Annotated in this window: 19 protein-coding genes; 2 read left to right on the forward strand and 17 right to left on the reverse strand. The window is 37.4% G+C overall.

What is annotated here, in order from left to right; translation table 11 throughout:
* Window positions 1–10 precede the first annotated feature (10 nt).
* Genes hisA through hisG form a run of 6 tightly spaced genes read right to left on the reverse strand, consistent with a single transcriptional unit; the run spans window position 11 to window position 5682 of the window.
* A complete protein-coding gene (gene hisA, locus Q0948_RS09215; protein ID WP_035324881.1) occupies window positions 11–733 on the reverse strand; it encodes a 1-(5-phosphoribosyl)-5-[(5-phosphoribosylamino)methylideneamino]imidazole-4-carboxamide isomerase in 723 nt (240 codons plus the stop codon).
* Window positions 730–1311 (reverse strand): imidazole glycerol phosphate synthase subunit HisH, encoded by a 582-nt coding sequence (gene hisH, locus Q0948_RS09220; protein WP_298350278.1) that lies wholly within the window; start codon window positions 1309–1311, stop codon window positions 730–732. Before hisH ends, hisA begins: the two co-directional genes overlap by 4 nt.
* Window positions 1311–2447: a bifunctional histidinol-phosphatase/imidazoleglycerol-phosphate dehydratase HisB gene (gene hisB / locus Q0948_RS09225; RefSeq protein WP_021778956.1), complete on the reverse strand. Its 1137-nt coding sequence runs from the start codon at window positions 2445–2447 to the stop codon at window positions 1311–1313. Before hisB ends, hisH begins: the two co-directional genes overlap by 1 nt.
* Window positions 2447–3493 carry a histidinol-phosphate transaminase gene (hisC, locus tag Q0948_RS09230; protein ID WP_298350275.1) on the reverse strand — a complete coding sequence of 349 codons (1047 nt, stop codon included), beginning with the start codon at window positions 3491–3493 and terminating at the stop codon, window positions 2447–2449. Before hisC ends, hisB begins: the two co-directional genes overlap by 1 nt.
* Window positions 3494–3525: 32 nt before the next feature.
* Window positions 3526–4809 (reverse strand): histidinol dehydrogenase, encoded by a 1284-nt coding sequence (gene hisD, locus Q0948_RS09235; protein WP_298350272.1) that lies wholly within the window; start codon window positions 4807–4809, stop codon window positions 3526–3528.
* Between the two features lie 12 nt (window positions 4810–4821).
* The gene (hisG, locus tag Q0948_RS09240; RefSeq protein ID WP_035336777.1) at window positions 4822–5682 is read right to left on the reverse strand and encodes an ATP phosphoribosyltransferase; all 861 of its coding nucleotides are present in this window, start codon (window positions 5680–5682) and stop codon (window positions 4822–4824) included.
* A 283-nt stretch (window positions 5683–5965) separates the two neighbouring features.
* Between hisG and Q0948_RS09245 the strand changes: the two genes are divergently transcribed.
* Window positions 5966–6655, forward strand: coding sequence for an OmpA family protein (locus Q0948_RS09245; RefSeq protein ID WP_298350266.1), 690 nt, complete (start codon window positions 5966–5968; stop codon window positions 6653–6655).
* A complete protein-coding gene (locus Q0948_RS09250) occupies window positions 6655–7284 on the forward strand; it encodes a hypothetical protein (RefSeq protein WP_298350264.1) in 630 nt (209 codons plus the stop codon). Before Q0948_RS09245 ends, Q0948_RS09250 begins: the two co-directional genes overlap by 1 nt.
* 33 nt (window positions 7285–7317) lie before the next feature.
* On the opposite strand, the gene Q0948_RS09255 is transcribed toward Q0948_RS09250, so the two are convergent.
* The 11 genes from Q0948_RS09255 to lpxD form a co-directional block, all read right to left on the reverse strand.
* Window positions 7318–7767: a PepSY-like domain-containing protein gene (locus Q0948_RS09255; protein ID WP_298350262.1), complete on the reverse strand. Its 450-nt coding sequence runs from the start codon at window positions 7765–7767 to the stop codon at window positions 7318–7320.
* 105 nt (window positions 7768–7872) lie between these two features.
* Window positions 7873–8688: a prohibitin family protein gene (locus tag Q0948_RS09260; RefSeq protein ID WP_298350259.1), complete on the reverse strand. Its 816-nt coding sequence runs from the start codon at window positions 8686–8688 to the stop codon at window positions 7873–7875.
* A gap of 21 nt (window positions 8689–8709) precedes the next feature.
* Window positions 8710–10743, reverse strand: coding sequence for a VWA domain-containing protein (locus tag Q0948_RS09265; RefSeq protein WP_298350257.1), 2034 nt, complete (start codon window positions 10741–10743; stop codon window positions 8710–8712).
* A gap of 37 nt (window positions 10744–10780) precedes the next feature.
* A complete protein-coding gene (gene fabG / locus Q0948_RS09270) occupies window positions 10781–11527 on the reverse strand; it encodes a 3-oxoacyl-[acyl-carrier-protein] reductase (protein ID WP_021778947.1) in 747 nt (248 codons plus the stop codon).
* A gap of 196 nt (window positions 11528–11723) precedes the next feature.
* Window positions 11724–12596, reverse strand: coding sequence for a succinate--CoA ligase subunit alpha (gene sucD / locus Q0948_RS09275; RefSeq protein WP_021778946.1), 873 nt, complete (start codon window positions 12594–12596; stop codon window positions 11724–11726).
* Window positions 12597–12670: 74 nt separating this feature from the next.
* Complete coding sequence (locus Q0948_RS09280) at window positions 12671–13072, reverse strand: nuclear transport factor 2 family protein (protein WP_298350253.1); 402 nt, start codon at window positions 13070–13072, stop codon at window positions 12671–12673.
* Window positions 13072–14007 carry a UDP-3-O-(3-hydroxymyristoyl)glucosamine N-acyltransferase gene (locus tag Q0948_RS09285; protein WP_298350252.1) on the reverse strand — a complete coding sequence of 312 codons (936 nt, stop codon included), beginning with the start codon at window positions 14005–14007 and terminating at the stop codon, window positions 13072–13074. The genes Q0948_RS09280 and Q0948_RS09285 overlap by 1 nt, the downstream gene beginning before the upstream one ends.
* Before the next feature lie 67 nt (window positions 14008–14074).
* Window positions 14075–14641 carry an elongation factor P gene (gene efp, locus Q0948_RS09290; protein ID WP_298350250.1) on the reverse strand — a complete coding sequence of 189 codons (567 nt, stop codon included), beginning with the start codon at window positions 14639–14641 and terminating at the stop codon, window positions 14075–14077.
* 193 nt (window positions 14642–14834) lie between these two features.
* Window positions 14835–15617 carry an acyl-ACP--UDP-N-acetylglucosamine O-acyltransferase gene (gene lpxA / locus Q0948_RS09295; protein WP_021778942.1) on the reverse strand — a complete coding sequence of 261 codons (783 nt, stop codon included), beginning with the start codon at window positions 15615–15617 and terminating at the stop codon, window positions 14835–14837.
* 1 nt (window position 15618) lies between these two features.
* Window positions 15619–17025: a bifunctional UDP-3-O-[3-hydroxymyristoyl] N-acetylglucosamine deacetylase/3-hydroxyacyl-ACP dehydratase gene (locus Q0948_RS09300; RefSeq protein ID WP_298350247.1), complete on the reverse strand. Its 1407-nt coding sequence runs from the start codon at window positions 17023–17025 to the stop codon at window positions 15619–15621.
* Entirely contained in the window at window positions 17018–18043 is a 1026-nt protein-coding gene (lpxD, locus tag Q0948_RS09305) for a UDP-3-O-(3-hydroxymyristoyl)glucosamine N-acyltransferase (protein ID WP_298350245.1), read from the reverse strand. Before lpxD ends, Q0948_RS09300 begins: the two co-directional genes overlap by 8 nt.
* Window positions 18044–18058: the final 15 nt, after the last annotated feature.

The following is an 18058-nucleotide window of genomic DNA, read 5'->3' on the forward strand; positions in this document are numbered from 1 at the left end:
TCTATACGTTCTAACTTAGTATAAAATCTTCTAGTTGCTTCAATGAGATTCTATTCTCATAGATTGCCTTCCCTATAATGGTTCCCTCACAGCCCATTTCTGCAAGCTTTGGCAACTCGTCAAAGGTAGAAATTCCTCCAGAAGCAATAAGTTTTAAGTCTGGTGTGCTAGCAAGTATTTCTTGATATAAGTCAAAACTAGGCCCTTCTAGCATACCGTCTTTACTTATATCTGTGCAGATTACATAAGAGACACCTTCTTTTTGATAAGCGTTTATAAACTCCACCACATCATCATCAGACTCCTCTAGCCAGCCAGAAATAGCAATTTTACGATGATGAGCATCTGCTCCCAAGATAATTTTATCACTGCCAAATTTTGACAACCAGCTTTTAAACGTATCTGGATTTTTCACAGCAATACTACCACCAGTTATTTGAGAAGCTCCGCTTTCAAAGGCAATGCGTAAATCTTCGTCTGTTTTAAGACCTCCTCCAAAGTCTACTTTTAACGCAGTCTTTGTAGCTATTTGCTCAAGGATTTTATGGTTTACAATGTGCTTGCTTTTTGCACCATCTAGATCTACAAGGTGTAAATGCGTGATACCGTGTGCCTCAAACTGCTTTGCAACCTCCAGCGGATTTTCATTATATATTTTCTTTGTATTATAATCTCCCTTTGAGAGACGCACACAATTACCATCTATGATATCTATAGCAGGTATTATTCTCATAATTCTAAAAAGTTTTTAAGTATTTGCTCTCCTACAGCGCTACTTTTTTCTGGGTGGAACTGAGTTCCATAAAAATTATTTTTGGCAAGAGCGCTACTGTAAGGAAGTCCGTATGTAGTAGTTGCAATCGTGTCTTCTACTACGGGAGCATAAAAACTGTGCACCATATATATAAAAGAATCTTCGGCTACTTGATTAAAAAGTGGTGATGATAGATTATTAATGGTGTTCCACTGTATTTGTGGGACTTTTACGCTTTCGCGAAAGCGTACTACATCTACATTAAAAATATCAAGACCTATAGTATCTCCTTCTTCTGAACCTGTACACATTAATTGCATACCCAAACAGATACCCAGCACAGGCTGTGTGAGTGTAGGAATCACTTTATCAAGACCAGTCTCTCGTAATTTACTCATAGCGCTACTCGCCTCTCCTACTCCAGGAAAAATGACTTTATCTGCACTACGTATTTCTTCTTCTCTATCACTTAAGACCGCCTGATAACCAAGACGCTCTATCGCAAATTTTATGCTCTGGATGTTTCCAGCGCCATAATTAATGATCACAATTTTCATTATAACATTCCTTTTGTAGATGGAAGAATCATTTTATCTGCATCACGCTTTACGGCTACTTTGATAGCTTTTGCAAATGCCTTAAAGATAGCTTCAATCTTGTGGTGCTCGTTTGTTCCTTCGGCTTTGATATTAAGGTTTGCCTTTGCACCATCTGTAAATGATTTAAAGAAGTGGTAAAACATCTCCGTAGGCATTTTACCTATCATCTCACGGTTAAAATCTGCTTCCCATACGAGCCAGTTTCTACCACCAAAATCTATAGCAACTTGCGCAAGACAGTCATCCATAGGCAGGCAAAAACCGTAACGCTCTATTCCTAATTTATTACCTAAAGCAATGGCAAACACTTCTCCTAGTGCAATTGCCGTGTCTTCTATAGTGTGGTGCTCATCTACTTCTAGGTCTCCTTTTACTTGGATGTCTAGATCCATTTGCCCGTGACGCGCTATCTGGTCAAGCATATGGTCAAAGAAAGCTAGACCCGTATCTATGTTTGATTTGCCCGTACCGTCTAGGTTAAGGGTTATGTTTATGTCTGTCTCATTAGTTTTTCGCGCAAGCGTAGCAACACGACTTTCTAATTTTAAAAACTCGTATATTTTTTGCCAGTCGTTTGTCTCTAGCGCAATGTCTTTATTGAGCTCATCTTCAGATATGGTAATCTCACCAGTACCGAGGTTTGTGTTATCATTGATATAGATTCCTTTGGCTCCCAGATTTGTCGCTAGTTGCATATCTGTAAGTCTATCACCTATTACAAAAGAGTTTTTGAGATCATACTCCTCAGAAAAGTATTGTGTAAGTAAACCGGTTCCAGGCTTTCTAGTGTCTTTATTTTCGTGCGGAAAAGTTCTATCTAAAAATACATTATCAAAAACAACACCTTCATTTTCAAAAGACTTCATAATGAAGTTGTGCACTGGCCAGAATGTATCTTCTGGAAAAGAATCTGTACCTAAACCATCTTGATTTGTTATCATCACTAACTCATAATCGAGTTCTTGAGCAATCTTACCTAACCAAGTAAAACACTTAGGGTAAAAAATCATTTTTTCAAACGCATCGATTTGTTCATCTACCGTTTCTTTAATCATTGTACCATCGCGGTCGATAAAAAGTACTTTTTTTGCCATTACTGTATTGTATTTAATGCGTTTATTAGTGTTGTATTTTCTTCTTTGGTCCCTACTGTAAAACGTAGTGTGTTCTCACAAAGCGCCTGTGTGCTGCGATTGCGCACAACTATTCCTTTTTCTATAAGCTGTTTATAACGCTTGTTTGCATCGTCTACTTTAGTTAAAATAAAGTTTGCGTCAGACGGATATACTTTTTCTACAAAAGCCACATCTTTAAGCACAGCTGCTAGTGTTTTTCTATTATCAAGTAAGGTATCTACCTCATTATGAATCATACGTAAATCGCTCAATCTATCATAAGCGCGATCTTGCGTTAATGCATTTACATTATAAGGAGGCTTAATTTTATTAAGAATCGCAATAACTTCTTTACTTGCAAAGCATAAACCTAGACGTATACCAGCAAGACCGTAAGCCTTAGAAAGCGTTTGAGTGATTACAAGGTTAGGATAATTTTCTAACTGTGATATCCAACTCTCTGCTGCTGCAAAATCTATATATGCCTCATCAAGAACTACTAACCCATTAAAGTTTTCTAACACCTCAATAATAAGATCAGGTTGGATCATATTACCCGTAGGATTATTTGGTGAGCATATAAAAATGAGCTTTGTAGTATCACTCAGAGCATTCAGAATACCTTCAGTATCCAGTTGGAAATCTTTGGTAAGAAGTACCTCTGTATTTGCTACGTCATTTGTACCTGCCAGTACATTATACATACCGTAGGTAGGTGGTACCGTTATAATACCATCTACTCCAGGATTACAGAATGCTCTAAAAATAAGATCGAGCACCTCGTCGCTTCCATTACCTAGTAAAATCTGAGATTCTGAGACCTTTTTTTGAGAGGCTACCAAACTCTTTAAACTACGCTGTTGCGGGTCTGGATAACGGTTTACACCATTATCAAACGGATTTTCATTTGCATCTAGAAAAACCATTTCTTTATCAAAATCTGTAAACTCATCTCGCGCAGAAGAGTACGGTTTCATCCTTGCAACATTTGCTCTAACGAGCTTATTTATGTCAAATTTGTTCATTGTGCTATACGTACTTAATAATCTTTACTGCTTTATTTTAATGCGTTAAGTCTAAGAGTTACCGCATTTTTATGAGCATCAAGACCCTCTGCCTCTGCCATAAGTTCTATAGCACGACCTATATTTTTTATTCCAGTTTCAGATATTTTTTGAAATGTCATAGACTTCATAAAACTATCTAGATTTACACCGCTGTACTGCTTAGCATAACCATTTGTAGGTAAGGTATGGTTTGTACCAGACGCATAATCTCCCGCGCTTTCTGGAGTATAGTTGCCTATGAAAACAGATCCCGCATTACCTATATTATCTACATAGTAGTCATCATTTGATGTGCAAACTATAAAGTGTTCTGGACCGTACTCATCTATAAGCGCGAGTGCCGTCTCATCATCTTTTACATAAATGAGTTTGCTGTTATCAATAGCTTTTTCTGCAATACGCTTTCGCGAAAGCGTACTCATCTGCTCTTCTACTTCTTTTTCTACCTCGTCTATCAAATCCTTTGAAGTAGAAACCAAAATCACCTGACTATCAACGCCGTGCTCTGCCTGACTTAATAAGTCTGAAGCTACGAAACTTGCCTGAGCGGCATCATCTGCCACAACAAGTAATTCTGATGGACCTGCTGGCATATCTATAGCCACACCGTGCTTTGTAGCAAGCTGCTTTGCAACAGTCACAAACTGATTACCTGGTCCAAATATTTTATAAACTTGAGGAACGGTCTCTGTACCAAAGGTCATCGCAGCAATAGCCTGAATACCTCCTACTTTAAAGATTTTTGTAACTCCGCTTAGCTTTGCTGTATAAAGAATGGCAGGGTTTACCTTTCCTTCTTTATCTGGTGGCGTACATAATACAATCTCTTTACAACCAGCGATATTTGCTGGCGTTGCAAGCATTAAGATGGTAGAAAATAAAGGCGCTGTACCTCCCGGTATGTAAAGACCCACTTTTTGAATAGGTCTTTTTTCTTGCCAGCAATCTACACCTTCTGTAGTAGCAATAGCCACTCTCTCTGTTTTTTGGGCTGTGTGAAAACGTTCAATATTACCTTTTGCAAGTTGTATGGCTTCCTTTAACTCGGTAGATATAAGCTCTTGCGCTTCCTCTATTTCTGTATCAGTTACTGCAGTGCTCTCAAGAGTCACATTATCAAAGATGCTTGTGTACTTTGCTACCGCAGTATCTCCTTTTTCCTTTACTTCCTTAAAAATATCGGTAACGGTGGCTTCTATATCATCTACAGTTTGAGTAGGTCTTTTTAAAATTTCTGCCCACTCACTTCTTTCTGGATTATAAATCTTATTCATAGCAACGTAAAATTATAGCACCATTTTTTCGATTGGGCATACAAGTATTCCTTCTGCACCTGCTTTTTTGAGATTATCTATCACATCCCAAAAACTATCTTTATTTATTACTGAGTGTACACTACTCCAGCCTTCTTGTGCTAGTGGTAAAACCGTAGGACTTCTCATACCTGGAAGCATTGCGATAACATCATCAAGCTTTGCGTCTGGCACATTCATAAGTACATATTTACTGCGTTGTCCTGCAAGTACAGATTGTATACGGAATTTAAGCGTTTCTAATAGCTCCTTACGCTCATCAGAAATAGTAGGTGATGCAGTAAGAACAGCCTCAGAAGTGAGCATTTGCTCTACTTCCTTAAGATTATTTTTAAATAATGTACTACCACTAGAAACTATATCACAGATAGCATCTGCAAGTCCAATATTTGGAGCAATTTCTACCGAACCGTTAATGATGTGTAGCTCTGCGTTCACACCTTTTTCGGCTAGATATTCTCTTACTGTATTAGGGTATGAAGTTGCAATGCGCTTACCTTCAAGATCTTTTACAGAGTTGTATTCTTGTCCTTTTGGGATTGCTAGTGACACCTTGCATTTTGAAAAACCTAGTCTCTCTATAATAGGAAGATCCTTTCCTTTTTCTATAAGAGTATTTTCTCCAAGTATTGCGATATCTACCACTCCGTCTCTTAAGTATTGTGGGATATCACCATTACGTAGGTATAAAACCTCTAGCGGGAAATTTCTAGCAGTTGCTTTGAGTTGATCTTTACCGTTATCAATAGAGACACCACAATTTTTTAATAGTTGTAGTGATTCCTCATTAAGACGTCCAGACTTTTGAATAGCAATTCTAATTTTTTGACTCATTTTTGTTGGTTTGTGTTTAAAGTACCCAAAAAAGAAAAAACCCGTTTGAGTATCTCAAACGGGTTTTATATGATTTATTTACATACCAAACTACCTCGCTTGAGCGATTGCTGTAGTGTGGTGATGATGTGTTTTGTTCAATTTCATTTCTGTAGCAAATTTAAGAAGTCTTTTGTTAAAAACAAGTGAATAAACTGATTTAATAATTACTTAACACACGTAACTTTTTAGTAGATTTGAAATAGCGCTTTAAAAATTATAATTAAAGCACAGATATGTTACTATGAAAGGATTTTTGGGGGCCTTCCTTGTTTTTTTGCTTTGGTCATTTACGTGTATTTACTACGTAAGTACTAGGACATCTCCATCTGTAGCAGATCTAGACTCCACATCTACTCGTGAGTCTCAAGTTAAACTCAACGCTGCCAATACTGGAAAAATTAATAAAAGTAAGAATATCACAAACGAGCTACATATAGATAGCACTACAAACACGCACATTGATCGCGAAGCATCAATATTACTAGCAGAGGAGATTCAAAAATCTATCGCTATTAGCGATACGATAGACATAACAAAGGACGAACCTATAATTACTTTTGAAAATGAATTTGACATTCCAGATGGACCATCATTTTCAAGTAAAGTGTTTTACCCTAGATACAACAATACAGATCTTATACTAGACAAAGAGCTCGTAGCTTATGCTTCTGAACTTAAACAACTACTCAAAAATAATCCCAATAAAAAAGTTACCATACTAGGTCATACTGATAATGTAGGGAGTGATCGAGACAATTTTACCACAGGATTAAAGAAGTCTAGACAGATAAAATGGTATCTTACCGCCAGAAGAGGGATCCCTCGCAGTAAAATTACAGCCACCTCTAGAGGTGAAGAAGAACCTATAGCGTCTAATAATACTGTATCTGGACGCCGTCAAAACAATAGAATAGAAATTATAGTAGATTAATGCTCGTATTACAAGAGGCCATATCAATACCTATCGCATACATAGAGACCTTTGTTATGACGCTTGTTGCATTTATAATAGGTTATATAGGCGCACAGCTATCTAATAAGATTAAAGCAAAACGTAAACTACAAGCGCACAAAGATGAGGTTGCAAAACTTTCAAACAAGCTTAACAATCTCCAAGATGAACTAGATAGAAAGGCAGATGGTGTTTTTAGAAAAGATCGTATGGATGAGGAGTTTGAACATCTTCAAATACGTAATAGAGCCTTTTCTGAAGATGTACTTACCGAAAAACTTATAAAGTCAGACGTCAAAGATCCTATAAGTTATGAACGTATAGGTAAAGCTACTATCGAGGAGCGCAATGATTTACAAAAAATAACAGGTATAGGACCTTATACTGAAGAAAAACTTAATGAGTTAGGTATTTATACATTTGAGCAAATAAGTCGTTTTAATAATGAAGACATCCTGGCTGTGACAAAGCTTATAAAATTCTTTCCCGATAGAATTAAAAAGGACAGATGGGTTGCAAAAGCAAAGCTACTAACCGCGACTGCACAACTAGAAAACGCAAATACTGAGAACTCAAAAAAGAAGATTATGAATGAAAAAACCACCTAGTAGGTGGTTTTTTTATAGAATACAAACAGGAAACTAGTTAATCTTCTCCCCTGCCTCATTAAACTCTACATCTTTATTTTTACCTTTTCTCTTAAACTCTACGTCATAAAACAGCCCTTTTTCAGCGCTCTGTACACGTTCTATCTCTGTGATTTTCTCGTGACTGTAGTCTTTATCTATAGCCTTTCTTACTGCCTTAGGTAGCTCATCTTTTTCAATACTCACCTCTGTTTCTATCCACGCCCCGTTAGGATTAAAGTCTGCACGGTGCCTTATACCGTCTATTCTAAATCTTGACTCATAGTTTCCATTTGAGTCTACGTGCCAGTCTGGATCATTCTCTCCTGGATATTTGGCTTGAAATGTCGCCTTTACAGCCTCTGGTGCATATCCTTTCTTACTATTTTGACTTTCAACTTTTTGAACACAACTCACTGCGAGTATAAAGCCAAATAATAAAAGTACTTTCTGATATTTAAACATAAAAAAAATCTTTACAATCTACCCATTATGACGAGTAGACTGTAAAGATATAAGCTTTCGCGAAAGCGTCATCTTAACACTTTCATATAATTTTATGAGAGTATTCTAATTATTTCCTAAAATTAATGGTAGTCCAGATTCACCAGAACCTACAACTATCACCTTAGAATTTGGAGATTTTGATAACTCTATTGTTGCATCAATACCTTTATCTTGTAGAATCTTATCTGTAAGTGACGCACTAAGAATCTTGTTTGCATCTGCCTTACCTTGTGCTTCTATACGTACTTTTTCTGCCTCTTTTGTAGCTGTTACTAGGCGGAACTCATACTCAAGAGACTCTTGCTCTTGCTTTAATTTTCGCTCGATAGCTTCTTTAATTGTATTTGGTAAAGTTACATCTCTTACTAGTATCTCATCTAGCTCGATGTACTGATCCTTTATAATCTTTTTTGTTTCTTCAAAAATTTCTGACTGTATTGCATCTCTCTTAGAAGAATATAACTGCTCTGGCGTATAACGCCCCACAACAGATCTCGCTGCAGATCGTATAGTAGGCAATAAGATACGTTGTAAGTAGTCTTCACCTATCTCTTGGTGCAACTTCCCTACATCTGTATATCTAGGCTTGTACCAAGCAGATGCGTCTAGTTGTATATCTAGTCCGTTTGAAGATAGTACTTTCATTTTTTCAAAAAGCTCTTGACGACGCACTTCATAAACGTACACCTTGTTCCAAGGGGCTACCAGATGAAATCCTTCTCCTAGTGGTGGCTCATCTGTTACCACACCACCGCCAAATGTTTTATACAACACGCCCGCCTCTCCAGAGTCTATTGTGATGGCAGATTTTGTGATAATCACGAGTAGAATAACGAGGCCTATTACGACAGGTACTCCAATTTTAGGTAATTTTTCCATAGCTAATTTTTAATTTTAATTTTAAGTAAGTCCATTATACTTGCGCATAAACCACTCCAAAGCGAGCAATAATGCCAAAATTGCAAGTAGTAATTTCCAGTCTATAAAAGGTACACTATTTTTTGTACTCTTCTGTATAGGTTTATATCTATTATCTGCAATGAGCGACGTTATAAGTTTATCTAAACTTACAGGGTTATATAAACCGCCATCTGTATGAGACGCTAGAAGTTGTAGCTGTGTTACATTTGCATTTAAAAATTGTTGCTCTATATCAAAAGGAACAATTGTAAAAGATCCAGAACGCGCGATACCTTGATCTGCTACAGATACGGTAAACTTATAACTTCCAGGCTCAAGATTATTCATATCTACTTGATAGGTGTTCTTTTTAAGTAATAATGGAATCTCTGTAAGCTTTTTTGACTCCTGGTTTATCACTTTTATAGACACCTTAGCCCTTGCATCAAAATTGTAATTTTTATCAAAGTACTGTGCATAAAGCATCACTGCTTTATTGCCATAGTAAAACGACTCATAATCTAAGTTAAGTCTACTTTTCTTCTTGTTTGAAGCAGCATATTGTACTAGATTATCTATAAAATTATCAAAAGATTTAAAATCACGCTTGTCTACAAAACTCTGTGCTCGCCACTTCCATAAACCTTCTCCTAATATATATACCTCTCTTCTTCCACTATCTTCTGTTGTGGCTATAAGTGGTTGATTAGTCTCTACAAGGCCTATACTTTGTGATAAAGCAATGTCTGCTTTTGTATTAAAACGCGTCTCTCCAAAGGCCGCAACTAGGGGTGGGAAATCGTCAAAACCTATATCTTCAATTACAAATGCAGAAAAGTTAGGATTAAGCCGAGCTTGTACTTCTTCTGTTTGACCTGTAATCTCTTGTGTGATTGTTTTTTGAAATTTATTTATAGCATTCCAGCCAGTGTGCTCTCCAGTTATTGTTATACTATTTTTAGCTAGTGTTTCTAGTTGTTTATAGACATCATTAAAACTTGCGTCTGGTTGATAGAGTATAATAAGTTCATACTCATTTATTTTAGAAACCGCGTCTGATGGTTTTGTGAAGGTAACCGTGCGCAATCTATTACTCTCAATACTCTTTTTAAGCATTCCCACATCTGGGTGAACTATATTACTTATAAGAAGTACATTCGTTTTTTGATCTATAACCTCTATCGCAAAGTTTTTATAGTTATTGCTTTTATTCTTCTCACTTGCAACAGGCACAAGACTCACACTATATTGTCTCACTCCTACTTGTGTTGCAGGAACTTCTATATTAAAAATTTGTGATGCTTTTTCTGGGCTAAAATTTACAGACTCTCGATGAAGCACCTTCCCGCCAGAACGCACAGATAAAGTAGAGTTTATAGTCCCCTCACCGTTATATGTGGCAAATATCTCAACAGGAAATTTATTATTTATATAAGCATACCTATTTACATTGATCTGCCCCAGCTTAAGATCATCATAAATGATAGTGTCACCCAGTACAACAGGATACACTTGTTGATTATAATTTTGAGCAACATACTGGTAGGCCTCACCATAGGTTTGATTACCATCAGAGAGTAAAACGACGGGAGCTACATCTGTTGTATAAATATCTTCAAGACCACGCAAAGCGTTTGAGATATTAGTCTGCTTATTAGTAAATGAAAGGGAATCTAGTGATTTAAAATCATCTCCAAATTGATAGTACTGAATATCAAAAGCATCGTTGAGTTTTGCGCTTTCGCGAAAGCGGGATATCACTTCTTGAGACACACCATCATAACCAAGGTGGGCAATACTAGAAGAATTATCTACAGCGACAGCCAGTGAAGGCTTCTCTGTGTAGTAAGATACTTGCTCATACTTAGGGTTAATAAGTAAAAGCAGTAATCCAAAAATGGTTAAAAATCGTAAAAATGTATAAACGCGATTGCGCTTACTTTTATATTTAACACGATAGAAATATTGAAAAACCGCTACTCCCAGTGAGAGAATAGCAGCTCCAATAATTAATAATAGTGTCTCTGTTTGCAATAGTATATGACTAAATTATATTGAGTTTTACCTTGTTTTAGGTAAGCATCCCTCCATCTACATTAATCACTTGACCTGTGATGTAGGCACTCATATCACTTGCTAAAAATACACAAGCGTTTGCAATATCTTCTGGGCTTCCACCACGTTTAAGCGGTATAGCATCTCTCCACGATGCAACAGTAGCCTCATCTAGCTTACCTGTCATTTCTGTCTCGATAAATCCTGGTGCAATCACGTTAGTACGTATGTTACGAGAACCTAGCTCTAGTGCCATAGATTTTGAAAAACCTATCATACCTGCCTTCGATGCTGCATAGTTTGCCTGCCCAGCATTTCCTTTTACTCCTACTACAGAGCTCATATTTATGATACTTCCCTTACGAGCCTTGAGCATCGTGCGCTGTACAGCCTTAGTCATATTAAAAATAGACTTAAGGTTTACTTCTATCACTTTATCAAAATCTTCTTCAGACATACGCATAAGGAGATTATCTTTTGTGATACCTGCGTTGTTTATCAAGATATCAATCGCGCCAAAATCTTCAAGCACATTTTTTACAAGCTCTTGTGCCTGCTCAAAGTCTGCAGCGTTACTTTTATATCCTTTTACCTTTACACCAGTTCCTTCTAAGCTTTTTTCAAGCTCATCTGCCGCGGCAGATGATGAGCTGTATGTAAAAGCTACATTTGCTCCGTGTTGTGCAAAAACCTCTGCTATTCCTTTTCCTATACCACGGCTAGCACCTGTAATAATGGCTGTTTTTCCCTCTAGTAATTTCATTATAAATATTGTGTCTGTTGGCTGTTTTGTTTTTATAATAAGTGCTCGGTATACTTAACATATTCTTTCCTACGCTTTCGCGAAAGCGTAATACCCCACTTATTTATATATCAAATATAAGAATTACGATAACCATAAAGCACAAAAAAACCTCTCGATACTTGAGAGGTTTTTTTAATAGTTATTAGATAAAATACTAGCCTAAAACTTCTGCTACTTTCTTACCTATTTCTGCTGGAGAATCTACTACGTGTATTCCACATTCTCTCATAATTGCTTTTTTAGCTTGAGCTGTATCATCAGATCCACCTACAATTGCACCTGCGTGCCCCATTGTACGTCCTGCTGGTGCAGTCTCTCCGGCTATAAATCCTATAACTGGCTTCTTGCTTCCGCTTTCTTTATACCACTTTGCAGCATCACCTTCTAGTTGACCACCTATCTCACCTATCATTACGACAGCTTCTGTTGCTGGGTCATTTATAAGTAACTCTACAGCTTCTTTTGTAGTTGTCCCGATAATTGGGTCACCACCTATACCGATTGCTGTTGTGATACCAAGACCTTGTTTTACAACCTGGTCTGCAGCTTCATAAGTAAGTGTTCCAGATTTTGAAACGATACCTACTTTTCCTTCTTTAAAAACAAAACCTGGCATAATACCTACTTTTGCTTCTCCTGGAGTGATTACACCTGGACAGTTAGGTCCTATAAGGCGACACTCTTTTGTAGCGATATAGTCTGATGCTTTGATCATATCTGCAACAGGGATACCTTCTGTAATTGTTATAATTACTTTGATACCTGCATCTGCAGCTTCCATAATTGCATCTGCAGCAAATGCTGGCGGTACAAAAATAATAGTTGTGTCTGCTCCTACTTTTTCTACAGCTTCTTGTACTGTGTTAAAAACAGGCTTATCTAGGTGTACTTGTCCTCCTTTACCTGGAGTAACTCCACCTACTACATTTGTTCCATAGTCGATCATCTGGCCCGCGTGGAAAGTTCCCTCGCTACCTGTAAATCCTTGAACAATTATTTTTGAATCTTTATTTACTAAAACGCTCATCAGTTTGTTTTAAAATTTTGCTCTGCAAAAATAGCAGTTTGATTAAGTATTCTCAAGTAAAATATTAACGAATTTTACTTCCAAGACTTCATAGCCTTTTTATCTTCTTCTATAGGTTGGCTCATTTGGTAACCACGGTACATTAATCCGTCTTTAAGTTCCCATATAGCCATAAAGTGTGCAATAGGCTCTTCTACCTCTGGTGTTTCTATAGTAGTTACGTGATATGTAAAGCGTATCACTACATTATCACCGTCAGACAGAAGGTGTGTAATTTGAGGTCGTACCGCATCAAAAGACTTACCAGCCTCTGTTGCCATATCCTTTACAGCCTGGATATCCATATGATTGTATCCAGTTTTTGCATTCCAGTAAAGTTCCATTTCTGGATGCATATACTTATCAAGGTTAGAGGTGTCATTAAAAAAATCTGACTTATAAAACTCTTGTACGATCTTCTTCTTACTCTTAGCCATTATTGTTTATTTAATTTGTCTAATAATTCTTGAACCTGTCGCAATGCCGCAAGCTCTTTATATTTTGTTCTAAAATCTCCTGCTGGAGATCCAAAATAACTTTTACCACCTTCTAGTGACTTACTTACACCACTTTGTGCAGAGATAACCGCTTTACCACCTACGGTAATACCACTGGTTACACCTACCTGACCCCATAATGTCACTTCATCTTCTATAACTACACATCCAGCTATACCAGTCTGAGAGGCTATTAAAACCTTCTCTCCTATAACCGTATCGTGACCTATGTGCACCTGGTTATCTATTTTAGTGCCAGCACCTACAGTAGTATCTCCTGTAACGCCTTTATCTATAGTACAAGCAGCACCTATATCTACATTATCTTTTATAACTACGCGACCACCAGATTTAAGTTTATCAAAAGCTTCTGGGCGTTTTTTATAATAAAAAGCATCTGCACCCAGTATACTCCCAGCGTGTATTGTCACATTATCACCTATTACCGTATGGTCGTAAAGGCTTACGTTAGAGTGTATGGTGCAATTCTTTCCTATTGTAACGTGATTACCTATAAAGGCATTAGGTTGTATAACGGTTCCCTCACCTATTGTTGCTGTTTTGGCAACACTGGCTCCTGCACTCTCAAAAGGTTTAAAATGCGTAGTAAGTTTATTAAAATCTCTAAAAGGATCATCAGAAATAAGTAGTCCTTTGCCTTCTGGGCAATCTACCTCTTTATTGATAAGTATAACCGTTGCAGCACTGTTAAGCGCTTTATCATAATACTTAGGGTGATCTACAAATACGATATCTCCCTCCTCTACGACGTGTATCTCATTCATACCAAGTACTGGAAATGATGGTTCACCCACAAATGTGGCGTCTATGAGACTAGCAACTTCTTGAAGTGTATGTTGTTTTTTAAATTTCACGATTACGAATATAATAAGAAAATCCCGCGAAATTGCGGGATTTTTATAATTAGTTAGCTAGTATTATTTATTCTTTAACACGCTCCTTATACGTACCTTTTACAGTCTCGATTTTGATCTTATCTCCTTCATTTATAAATAAAGGTACGTTTACCTCTGCACCTGTCTCTACTGTTGCAGGTTTTGTAGCATTTGTAGCCGTATTTCCTTTTACTCCAGGCTCAGTATGTGTTACTTCTAGTATAACAGAACCAGGCATATCTACAGATAGCGGAGAGTTGTCTTCAGAGTTAATAAGTACAGTTACTACTTCACCTTCCTTTAATAAGTCAGAACGATCTAGCGCTGTTTCTTGTAAAGCAATCTGTGTATAATCTTCGGTATTCATAAAGTGATACCCTTCTCCATCATTGTATAAAAACTGAAATTTGTGAGTTTCTACACGTACTTCTTCAATTTTATGTCCTGCCGAAAATGTGTTATCTAACACTTTTCCAGTTGTCACGCTCTTCATTTTTGTACGTACAAAAGCTGGACCTTTACCAGGTTTTACGTGTAAAAATTCTACAATTTTATAGATGTCATTATTGTAGTGTAAACAAAGACCGTTACGGATATCTGATGTTGTTGCCATAAATTAAAATTAATCGACTACCTCTTAGCTCGAGATACTCATATTGATATTGTTGTTAAAATAACGCTTTCGCGAAAATAGGAAAAGATTACCACTCTCCCCTCTTGATTATTATTCTGTCACCTCGCGGCTAAAGCTAGAGGTTGTTTGATATGGTTTATATTCCGCTTTCGCGAAAGCGTAAACATAGCTATTAAGAGCTAAAGTACCCCTTCATAATACCCCGTTGAGAGTTCTTTATAAACTGTAAGATCTCATCGCGCTCTTGAGTTGCCTCCATCTCTGCTTCTATAATAGTGACCGCTTGTGAGTTGTTATAATTCTTTTGGTATAGTATACGGAAGATATCTTGTATCTCTCTTATCTTTTCTGTCGTAAAACCACGTCTACGTAGTCCTATAGAGTTTATACCTACATAACTTAATGGCTCACGACCTGCTTTTACAAATGGCGGTACATCCTTACGTACTAGCGATCCACCGGTTACAAAGGCGTGACTCCCTATGGTACAAAATTGCTGTATGGCAGCCATACCTGCAAGGACCACATAATCACCTACGGTAATGTGTCCTGCTAGTGTACTATTGTTAGAAAAAATACAGTTATCGCCCACTATACAATCGTGTGCTATGTGACAGTATGCCATAATCCAGCAGTTATTACCTACTTGAGTTTTCATACGGTCTGATGTACCACGGTTTATGGTAACACACTCACGTATCGTGGTGTTATCACCTATAATGGTAACGGTATCTTCATCATTAAACTTTTTATCTTGTGGTACTGCAGAGATCACTGCTCCCGGAAAGATACTTACGTTCTTCCCTATACGAGCTCCCTCCATAATAGTTACGTTAGAACCTATCCAGCTTCCCTCTCCTATCACAACATTATTATGTATGGTTGTAAAAGGCTCTATCACTACATTCTTTGCAATTTTTGCACCTGGGTGCACATATGCTAATGGCTGATTCATATTAGTTATTTTTTACTTTAACGATCTGAGCCATTATCTCTGCCTCCGACACTAATTTTCCATTTGCATAAGCACGTGCTTGCATCTGGCAAATTCCTCTACGTATAGGCGCCATAAGGTCTAGCTTAAAAATAAGCGTATCACCAGGCACCACTTGATGTTTATATCTTACGTTATCTATTTTAAGTAAATAAGTAAGATAGTTTTCTGGATCTGGCACTGTACTTAATACAAGTATACCTCCCGTTTGTGCCATTGCCTCAATCTGAAGTACTCCTGGCATTACAGGTGCACCAGGAAAATGCCCTACGAAGAATGGTTCATTCATCGTGACATTTTTTATACCTATTACGTGCTCTTCTGTAAGTTCTAGAATTTTATCTACCAGTAAGAATGGAGGTCTGTGTGGTAACATCTCCATAATTTGATTAATATCCTTTACCGGCGCTGCGTGTAAGTCTACATCTGGCACATAGTTACGACGCTCATTTTTTATCATTTTCTGTAGCTTCTTTGCAAACTGTGTATTTACAAAATGCCCAGGCTTATTTGCTATTACTTTACCACGTATACGAGTACCTGCAAGTGCAAGATCTCCTATTACATCAAGTAATTTATGACGTGCTGCCTCGTTTGCGTGATGCAAAGTAAGGTTGTCTAAAATACCGTTAGGTTTTACCGCAATGTGATCTTTATTAAAGGCTACGCGTAACTTTTCCATTGTACTAGGTGATAATTCCTTATCTACATATACAATTGCATTGTTAAGATCACCTCCTTTTATAAGACCGTGCTCAAGTAGCATCTCTATCTCGTGTAGAAAACTAAAAGTTCTACTATCTGATATCTCTTCTTTAAACTCTGAAATGTGCTGTATACTTGCATTTTGAGTACCTAGCACCTTTGTACCAAAGTCCACCATTGTAGTTACCTGATACTCGTCTGATGGCATAAGGATAATCTCACTACCCGTTTCTTCATCTCTGTAGGTAATCACTTCTTTTACAATATACTCATCTCGTATAGCTTCTTGCTCTTGTATACCTGCTTCTTCTAGTGCTTCTACAAAAAACTTTGACGATCCATCCATTATAGGCGGCTCAGATGCGTCTAGCTCGATAAGCAGGTTATCTATCTCTAGACCTACACAAGCTGCAAGAACGTGCTCTGTAGTTTGTATAGCAACACCGTTCTTCTCAAGGTTAGTCCCTCGCTGCGTGTTAGTCACAAGAGAGGCATCTGCATTGAGAATAGGCTCGCCTTCAATGTCTAATCGCTTAAACTTGTACCCGTGATTTTCTGGTGCTGGCTTAAATGTCATTTTTACATTTGCACCAGTATGCAAACCTACTCCTGTAAGGCTTACTTCTTTTGCTATCGTACGTTGTTGTGCTTTAGCGTTACCCATTGTTTTGTTGTTTTTCTAGTTTGTTTACCGCTTGTACAATTTTTGGTAAATTTTTAAAATGTACATATGAGCGGTTCCAGTCTGCGTAGTTAAATGATGGAGAGCCTTGCAGCACTTCACCATCTTTTATATTTCTTCCTATACCAGATTGTGCTTGTATGCGCACTTTATCGCCTATAGTGAGGTGACCAGAGATACCTACTTGCCCACCTATAAGACAGTGCTTCCCTATCTTAGTAGACCCGGCAACTCCTGTCTGAGCAGCAATAGCGGTGTGTGCACCTATCTCTACGTTATGTGCAATCTGTATTTGGTTATCTAGTTTTACTCCTTTTCTTATAATAGTAGATCCTAGGGTAGCACGATCTATAGTAGTACCAGCACCTATATCTACGTGATCTTCTATAATTACATTACCTGTTTGTGGTACTTTACTATACTCCCCTTTTTCATTTGGCGTAAAGCCAAATCCATCTGCGCCCACTATAGCACCACTGTGTATATAAACAGTATTACCTATCACACTGTCTGAGTACACCTTAGACCCTGCAAAAAGCACGCAGTTATCACCTATAGTTACATTATCACCTATATATACATTAGGATAAATCTTTACATTATCACCTATACGTACGTTATCACCTAAGTAAGAAAATGCACCTAGATATAGTCCTTCACCATAACTAGCCGTATCTGATATAAAACAAGGTTGCTCTATACCGGACTTATTAAGTTTTACTTGATTATAGTATTCTAGTAATTTTGAAAAAGACTTGTAAGCATCTTCTACACGTATGAGCGTAGGCTTAACTTCTTGATCTGCCACAAAATCATTACCCACAATGGCAATACTTGCCTCTGTTGAGTAGATGTATGATGTATACTTAGGGTTTGCCAGAAAAGTAAGAGACCCTGGGGTTCCTTCTTCTATTTTGGCGAGCTTAGAGACCTCTACTTCTGGGTTACCTTCTACGGTCCCTTCTAGTATGCCTGCGATTTGGGTTGCGGTAAATTTCATAAAGCACAAAAATAG

The organism is uncultured Dokdonia sp., assembly GCF_947496725.1.
Lineage (GTDB): Bacteria > Bacteroidota > Bacteroidia > Flavobacteriales > Flavobacteriaceae > Dokdonia.